We start from the raw sequence: 7,995 nt of genomic DNA on the forward strand, positions 1-7,995 counted from the left end.
TATAAAATTAACGTAAATTAAATCCTATTGGAGCGATGGGAATGCATTCTTGTCTATTTCATTAAACATTCGATTAGAAATTCCCGATCTTCCGGAAACGATAATTCGAGTTCTTTTATTTCTTGTACATTCTTCCAGGCTATCCCATGAATGAGTTGATCAGGATCTTGAATACTTCTAGTACCGCCAATAATTTTTACTAAGAAATAATGGACTTCTGCAGAAATATTATATGCTTCATATTTTCTTTTTTTCACTTTCATTTTTTTGATAATTTCTGTTTTATATCCCGTTTCCTCTTCTATCTCCCTTATACAACAATCTTCAAATGTCTCATTCCGTTCTTTTCCACCAGAAGGTATGGACCATGTTCTTCTCTCGTCAGGCGCACCTTGCAAAACCATCAATAACTCGCTTTTTTCATTTATACAGACGCCAGCGGCTCCTCGCCATTCCTCCATACGAAAGCCCCCTTTAAGATTTGTGATATCATCTCGTATAAAACTTTCTAAGCCCTCTTTATCTTTTATTTACAACAATTCTCTAGCAAGCAACCGATACACATCCAACCGTTTCTCCTGCGAATGCGGGATACTCACAATCATTGCTTCATCAAAGCCATACTGCTCCTGCTGCTCCCTTAACGTTGCTGCCACTTCTTGCGCACTGCCCACAAGGTGCAATTTACGATTATCTTGAATCTTCATCTTATCCACTTCTGTTAATGGATAATCTTTTGCCTCTTCCGGTGTAAGGACTTGTATATTTTTCCCCTTCTCGAAAAGCAGACGCCAAATATCCTGCGGTTTCGCTTCGTATTCTGCTTCTTCTTTCGTTTCCGCAGTCGTCACCATGTAGCAGACATTAATCTCCGGTTTATCCATGAAACCGGAAGGTTCGAAGCTGTTCTTATATATATCAAAAACTTCTTTTTCCATCTCCCCGGTGAAAAACTGTGCATAGGAATACCCAACACCGCTGCGTCCGGCCTGTGTTGCACTATCACCTGTTGAACCGAGTAACCATGCTTCTGGTAAAGTGACTTGATACGGGGAGGCAATCATTCGCTGATATAACGGATCGTCTGGGACCTCGTCGTTGATGAGCTGAAGTGCTGTTACTAATTTTTCATACATATTATGGACCATCGGCTGCCTTCCTTCTGATAAGGCATAGATAGAATAATTATCGCCCCCAGGAGCTCTTCCTACTCCGAAGTCTATTCTCCCTGGAGAAAAAGCACTTAATGTTTTAAACACTTCAGCCATTTTCAATGGGGAATAATGCATCATCATAATACCGCCTGTTCCAATCCGGATGTTTTTTGTCTTTGCGGCTAAATGGGCGACGGTGATTTCCGGTGCGGAACTTGCAAGCGTGTTCGTGTTATGGTGTTCTGCCATCCACATCCGATGGTACCCTAATTCATCCCCTAAGATAGCCAACTCTTCCGCTTTCTTTAAGGCATCAGATGCTCGGTTTCCTTTTGTAATCGGAGCTTGATCCAGTATGCTTAACTTCATTTTATCGATCCCTTTCCAACATTTTTTTAATCTATTGCCTAGTATAATACACCATTTCACGAACACCATTCATCTGCTTGCACAAACAAAGGCGGAAGCGCCCTCGCAGGTTAAAAACGCGATTCGTTTCGCAACACCTGGGACTGCGATTACTCGTCCCACCGAAGGGCGTTTGCATTAGCACATCCAGTAGTCGTAGCAACGTACAAACTGCGCCTCCTAGGATAGGAGGTAGTTCGATGTTATTATTTTTGTTTTATAGTTTCTTATGCACTAAAAAATCCTAATGCAGCCACGAAGGCCACCTTAGGATTTCCCTTTTAGTTCACAATATGTTTTTTTATTCTCCGTATATAATTATGACGGATGAAGATAAAGTAAATAATTTGGATCAGTGTGAAGCTCCCAAGAACAAGAACAGAGCTTTCGAGCATACTTGTAGCGAACATGTTCTTTAGTGCCGTTAAAGCAACTGCACCATGGATAACTGCTACGATAATTGGAATAAAGAACAGTAAGGCAAGCTGTGTTGTTAACACTTTCGACAATTCCTTATCCGTCAGTCCGATTTTACTAATCATCGCGAACTTCTGCTGCTCACTTTCTAAATCCGCATACAAGCGGAAATACAAGAAACTACCTGCTGCTACGAAGAATACAACACCAATGAATAAGCCGATAAACAGAACTGTACCGAAAGATTGATTGATAATATACCAATCGTAACCAAGATTACTAAAGGTGAAGTGCTCACCATATCCATTCGTGTCACTTACCCCTAGCTCTTCTAGCAGCTGTTCTCCTATATCCGCTGTCGCTTTCCAATCTTCTACTTGAAAGGCATAGAAGGTTTCCTGCTCAAAGTCAGTGATTGTATCATAAAATGCATCATCAACAATTAAATAATTTTCAAACGTACGAATCAGAGCCGAACCGAATGCTGTTATCTGATTTACTTCATTACCCGCAAATTCAAGCATTCGCTTCCCCTCCACTTCTTTTGGTGGAAGCATTGCACTATGATAATACAGGTAAGCCGCCTCCTGTCCATCTAAGGCAACCTGTTCCTCGCCCCGTCCTGCTGCTTCAGCAATTGCATTAAACTCCGACTCGGAAATAATCCCCGTTAGTGGATTATAGCCATCATCGGCGAGACTTGGAATTGAAACATTTTTTATATGAACAGGCAGTTTCTGATAGGTAATGCCATCAAGTTTATCCTCAATAATTGCAATATGTTCCGTTTCTTGTTCATCCCCATGCTCTGAATAATATTCTACCGCAAAGGGACGTTCATCTAATATATTATTCGTAATCATAAATCGGAAACCGACAAGCGTACCTATCGCAGTAAACGCAACCGTTGATACAATTGCAACAAAGAAAAAGGTGCGCGCATTATCCTTCATCCGGTGCGCCAAATCGGAAAATAATACGAGATTCGTCTTTTTCCAAAACAGCCCTTTTCGTTTTTTCAACCGATTGATCATAAAGACACTTAATTGAGTGAAAAGGAAATAGGTCCCGATAATGACAATAATTGTTACAGGAATCATGGCGAATACGACTTGATCCCCTTTCACTGTTAATGCAACCCCGTAACCAACCGCCAGTAACATAGCAGCTAATAACGAGAGGAGAACAGAAGCTTTCGGTTCTTTCTTCGGAACAGCGCTTCCCTTGATCAAATCGATTAATTTATTTCCTTTCAAGATGAACACCGTAAAGAAGGATATCACAACAAACAGGAGTAAGAATGCACCACAAGTAAGCAAGATCGCTTCCCATGGCATATAAAACGGCAAGGATTCTTTTAACTCAAGCACCGTTTCCGCCGTCATCAGGATGAGCTTCGCGAACACAAGCCCGATTCCCACACCGAAAATCGTTGCAATGAAGCCGATCAACACATTTTCTAAAAAGACCATCCTACGCAATTGCTTATTCGTCATGCCGAGCATAACCATTAAGCCGAATTCCTTCTTTCGTGAATGAAGGAAGGCACTCATCGAAACGAGTACAAAGATGAACGAAAAAACATAAATAATTCCCTCAGCAAAATGCAGACCTACCGTAACGCTCGAATGCACTTCCTTTAATGCCGGGTGAAAGGCAAAAATCGCATAAACAAAGAAAACCATTACTGAAAATAAGCTACTAAGGAAATAAGCAGCATAGACCCGTTTATTTCTTAAGACATTATTAAACGCGAATTGACGAAAGGTCACTTGTATCTCCCCCCAACAGCGATAGCACATCAATTATTTTTTGAAAGAAAGCTTGACGGTTATCCCCACGCTGAATCTCGTTATATAGCTTCCCATCCTTAATAAAAACAACCCGCTGCGTGTGACTTGCAGCGATTGGATCATGGGTCACCATCATCATCGTTGTCCGGTCGTTCCGATTAATTTGCTCAAGCATTTCCATTACCGTCCGGGATGCTTTAGAGTCAAGGTTACCTGTTGGCTCGTCGGCGAGCACCATTTTCGGCTGGTGGATAATCGCTCGGGCTATGGCCGTCCGCTGTGCTTGTCCACCGGAGATTTCATAAGTGCGGTTTTTCAAAATTTCCAAGATGCCGAGCTTTTCAGCAACTGCTGCGACACGCTTCTCCATTTCTTTGACCTTTGTTCCTTCAAGCGTAAGTGGCAGCACAATATTTTCCTCCACGGTCAATGTCGACAGCAAATTAAAATCCTGAAATACAAAGCCCAATTCTCGGCGGCGGAACTCTGCCATTTCATTATGTTTCATCTCTAGCGGATTCTTGCCACTGATAAGAATCGAGCCTGAAGTTGGCTGATCAATCGTTGCAACCATATTGAGCAATGTCGACTTCCCGCTTCCCGAAGGACCCATGATTCCAACAAATTCCCCTTCCTCAATAACTAAATCAATATCCTCAAGCGCTTTATGCGCTACTTTTCCATCATATACTTTGCTTACGTTTTGTGTTTTTAAAATTTCCATACTAAAAACCCCTTTCCTTCTACAACTAGTGTAAAAGAAAAGAGGAATTTTAAACATCGGTCTAGCTTTCAATTAGCTTACATTTCTGTAAGGTTTCTTAACTCGGGAATGTTAATTTGACTAATGTCCCTTTTCCAGGCGTAGATTCTATTTCCACAGTATGTCCTAGGTTGTCACATATATCTCGAACTAGCGCAAGTCCCATCCCCGTCGATTCACGATAAATCCTTCCATTTTCACCTGTGAAAAATGGAGCAAATACACGTTTTATATCTGATTTCGGAATACCGACACCATGGTCTTGAATGAATAATTGAACTCCTGCAGCAGTCCTTGCTTCCGAGATATAAATCTTATGTGCTTTCCCTGCCGAATATTTTACAGCGTTCGTAATAAGCTGGTTGATGACAAAGACTAACCATTTCTCATCTGACTCCACACGAACTTCCGAAAGGTCGAGCTCCGGGTAAACCCTGTTCTTAATGAATAGCCGCTTATTATCGCGAATTACTTGTTCCACCGCTCGCTTTAATCCGACCGATTTCACGTGAAAGTCTTGTTCGAACACTTCTAGGCGAGCAGCATATAAAACCATTTCCAATCCCTTTTCAAGCTTATCCGTTTCTTCACGGATACTTAGAATTTGCTCATCTTCATATTCCTGGATAATCAACTCGATGACAGATAATGGTGTCTTCATCTGGTGCACCCATTGATTGATGAATGTCATATGTTCATTTTTCTTACTGTTCGCATGTGCTATTTCGCTAATATATAAACGATGTTGTGTCTTTAAGAGTTCGCTTAGGGCAGCAGAAAGTGGAGCTTCGTCAAGTGTTTCAAACACTTCCTCCAGCCGGGCAATCGGATTTGCCAAGCGTTGGTAAAATTTCCGTAATGTAACGTAACGGTATACTAAATAACCTGTTAGAAAGAGGATGCTTAAAAATAAAAGATAAAAGACGAGTGACACTTCACGAAGGCCGCTTAACCAGAGCACAAGCACCATAACCGTGAGCTGAATAATATTTAAAAAAATAAGCGGAAACTGGTCACGAAAAAATAGTTTCTTCATGAGCCGTGCTCCCAATTCGCTACGAGCCGGTAGCCTGCACCTCGAATCGTTTCAATCGCATCTTGAATCCCTAACTCCTGCAACCTTTTCCGAACGCGAGTGACATTCACATTCAGTGTATTTTCATCAACAAAAGCTTGGTCATCCCACAGCTTTTCGAGGAGTAATTCCCTTGATACAACCCTCGGAGAACGACTCAACAGCATTTCGAGCAAAACAGCTTCTTTCTTTGTTAGAGTAATCACTTTTCCACCTTTCACTAATTCCATCCGTTCCGCGTACAGAGTAAGCCCGTCCAGCTCAATCTTCCGCTCTTCCACTTTTGTTGCATATTCCCCGTATGCTCTCCGTAAGTTACTCTTAATTTTCGCAACGACGACTTCATAAGCGAATGGTTTCGTAATATAATCATCCCCGCCATTTTCCAGTGCCATGACTTGATCCATCTCCCCTGAACGGGCAGAAATGAATATGATCGGACAGGTTGAAAACTGTCTAATCTGCCTGCACCAGTAGAAACCATCAAAGCTAGGTAAATTAATATCCAATAATACAAGATCCGGTTGAACTTTGTGGAACTCTTCCATTATTGCATCAAATTGTTCTGCGACTACCGCGTTATAACCATATTTTTGCAAATGGCTCTGCAGGAGTGCGGCAATCTTTGGATCATCCTCGATAATTAAGATCTTCGCCATTGGTAACCGTCCTTTTATACATAAGTTATAATCGTTCCTTATAGTATAACGTAAGTCGGACCATTTTTAACATAAGCATTTCAATTGAATAAACGGGAATCGATCTAAGCAATTCAAATTTTGATTCACTCACAGTTTCACTGGATGATATAAATATATTTCTTTCCCTCCAAAGACTAAAACCCTTGGAAATCTCCAAAAATTGGCGCAAATAATGAATTAAAAATAGTGAACATATCAAAAAACAATATAATTCCCATCAGAATCATGATGCTTCCACCGACTTTCATAAATGCACCACTGTATTTTTTAATCCACGTAAATTTCCCGATAAAAAATGCCATTAACAGAAACGGGATACTAAAGCCTAATATATAAGCTCCCATGTACCAGATACCTTGGGACGGATTCGCGCCCACAAGAGCTAACGTGGCTGCTAATATCGGTCCCATACAAGGTGTCCAGCCCAGTGCAAAGGTTAAACCAATCAACACAGTGCCTAGATAACCAGATGGCTTGTTTTTTAAGTTTAGTTTATGGTCTTTCATCAAGAAGGTCGGGGTGAAGATCCCAACTGTAACTAAACCAAAAAACACGATGAAGATCGCACCGACCTGGCGGATGATATCTCCATATTGTATATACCACGTCTCAATTAAACTGGCACTTCCAGTTGACCCTAATCCCAGCACGAGATAAATAATGGAAAATCCTAATAAAAAGAATAATGTATGAAATATCGCTTTGCGTTGTCCTCCTATTTTACCGCTTTGTACATCAGACACACTCATTCCAGTAATATAGGATAAGAATGCTGGATAGAGCGGAAATACACAGGGTGATACAAAGGATAATACCCCTGCGCCAAACGCTAGAATAATAGAAACTTCCGTTAGCATACTCCACCTCCTTTGCTTTGCTATTTCATTTCTTTACACTTAGTAAAATGGTGTAAGACAATCGCTAGTTCTTCTTTCGAGTAATTTAAAAGCAGCGACTTTAATTGATTTCTTTCTTCTTCGGAAATTGTCTTTATTGTTTCATGCGCACCCATGTCACTCTTCCCTTTCACAAACGTCATTGCTATTCCTTTTACCTTACACTAGGATAAGTATTTGTTATCATACTATACTTAAGAAGCCAAGCACACTTGTAACTTCAATCGCGAGCGGTTCAATCAATCACTTCTGTATGGAAACAACGTACCATATGATTAACCATTGTTTCTCCAAGATCTGTAAACGTTGCTATACCTCGTTTGTGAATCGCCGTTTTAAAACCTTCTGCATCTGCTCCTGAAACTGTTAAAAAGTCACAGATATCCGTCGTTACACCAACGGTATGAACCTTCTCCACACCCGCCTTCCTGAATGTTTCAGCCAAATCTGTTTGGAAGAATGCATTATAGTTAGTCTTTGCCGAATATATTAGGTTTTCATTATTCTGATTAGCTTCGTACCAATCATAGAGCTCCCCGTACAATTGCTGGCCTTTCGTACCGACAATATTATGAGGTGGCCATAATTCGAAGTGAGGGTCATTAGGCTGATGGGCATCCATCGATACAACAACCATCTTTCCTGCTTCTAGAAATTCGGTTGCCAAATCCTTAATGTAGGGTACAATTTCTTGTGCTGGTTTACCGACAGTTAATGGGCCATCGTCTGCTACAAAGTCATTACTCATATCAACAATTAATAACGCTTCTTTTACCAATTTGAATCCA

9 protein-coding genes are annotated in these 7,995 nt (G+C 40.9%); all 9 read right to left on the minus strand.

Annotated features, from left to right (window positions below):
- Positions 1-53 precede the first annotated feature (53 nt).
- Positions 54-461, minus strand: coding sequence for an NUDIX hydrolase (locus tag WKU33_RS18480; RefSeq protein ID WP_336252773.1), 408 nt, complete (start codon positions 459-461; stop codon positions 54-56).
- Between the two features lie 69 nt (positions 462-530).
- Entirely contained in the window at positions 531-1,523 is a 993-nt protein-coding gene (locus WKU33_RS18485) for an LLM class flavin-dependent oxidoreductase (RefSeq protein WP_340456037.1), read from the minus strand.
- A 320-nt stretch (positions 1,524-1,843) separates the two neighbouring features.
- On the minus strand, positions 1,844-3,751 hold the full coding sequence (locus WKU33_RS18490) for an ABC transporter permease (RefSeq protein ID WP_188858302.1): 1,908 nt from the start codon (positions 3,749-3,751) through the stop codon (positions 1,844-1,846).
- Positions 3,726-4,496 carry an ABC transporter ATP-binding protein gene (locus WKU33_RS18495; protein ID WP_336252775.1) on the minus strand — a complete coding sequence of 257 codons (771 nt, stop codon included), beginning with the start codon at positions 4,494-4,496 and terminating at the stop codon, positions 3,726-3,728. The genes WKU33_RS18490 and WKU33_RS18495 overlap by 26 nt, the downstream gene beginning before the upstream one ends.
- A gap of 97 nt (positions 4,497-4,593) precedes the next feature.
- Positions 4,594-5,571, minus strand: coding sequence for a sensor histidine kinase (locus WKU33_RS18500; protein WP_336252776.1), 978 nt, complete (start codon positions 5,569-5,571; stop codon positions 4,594-4,596).
- Positions 5,568-6,269 carry a response regulator transcription factor gene (locus WKU33_RS18505; RefSeq protein ID WP_340456038.1) on the minus strand — a complete coding sequence of 234 codons (702 nt, stop codon included), beginning with the start codon at positions 6,267-6,269 and terminating at the stop codon, positions 5,568-5,570. The genes WKU33_RS18500 and WKU33_RS18505 overlap by 4 nt, the downstream gene beginning before the upstream one ends.
- Positions 6,270-6,445: 176 nt before the next feature.
- A complete protein-coding gene (locus WKU33_RS18510) occupies positions 6,446-7,168 on the minus strand; it encodes a cytochrome c biogenesis CcdA family protein (RefSeq protein ID WP_156857514.1) in 723 nt (240 codons plus the stop codon).
- 20 nt (positions 7,169-7,188) lie between these two features.
- Entirely contained in the window at positions 7,189-7,350 is a 162-nt protein-coding gene (locus WKU33_RS18515; RefSeq protein ID WP_340456039.1) for a hypothetical protein, read from the minus strand.
- Between the two features lie 92 nt (positions 7,351-7,442).
- Positions 7,443-7,985 (minus strand): cysteine hydrolase family protein, encoded by a 543-nt coding sequence (locus WKU33_RS18520; RefSeq protein WP_336252777.1) that lies wholly within the window; start codon positions 7,983-7,985, stop codon positions 7,443-7,445.
- Positions 7,986-7,995 lie beyond the last annotated feature (10 nt).

It is taken from the genome of Oceanobacillus sp. HCA-5259 (assembly GCF_037892815.1).
In the GTDB taxonomy this organism is placed as follows: Bacteria; Bacillota; Bacilli; order Bacillales; family Amphibacillaceae; genus Oceanobacillus; species Oceanobacillus indicireducens.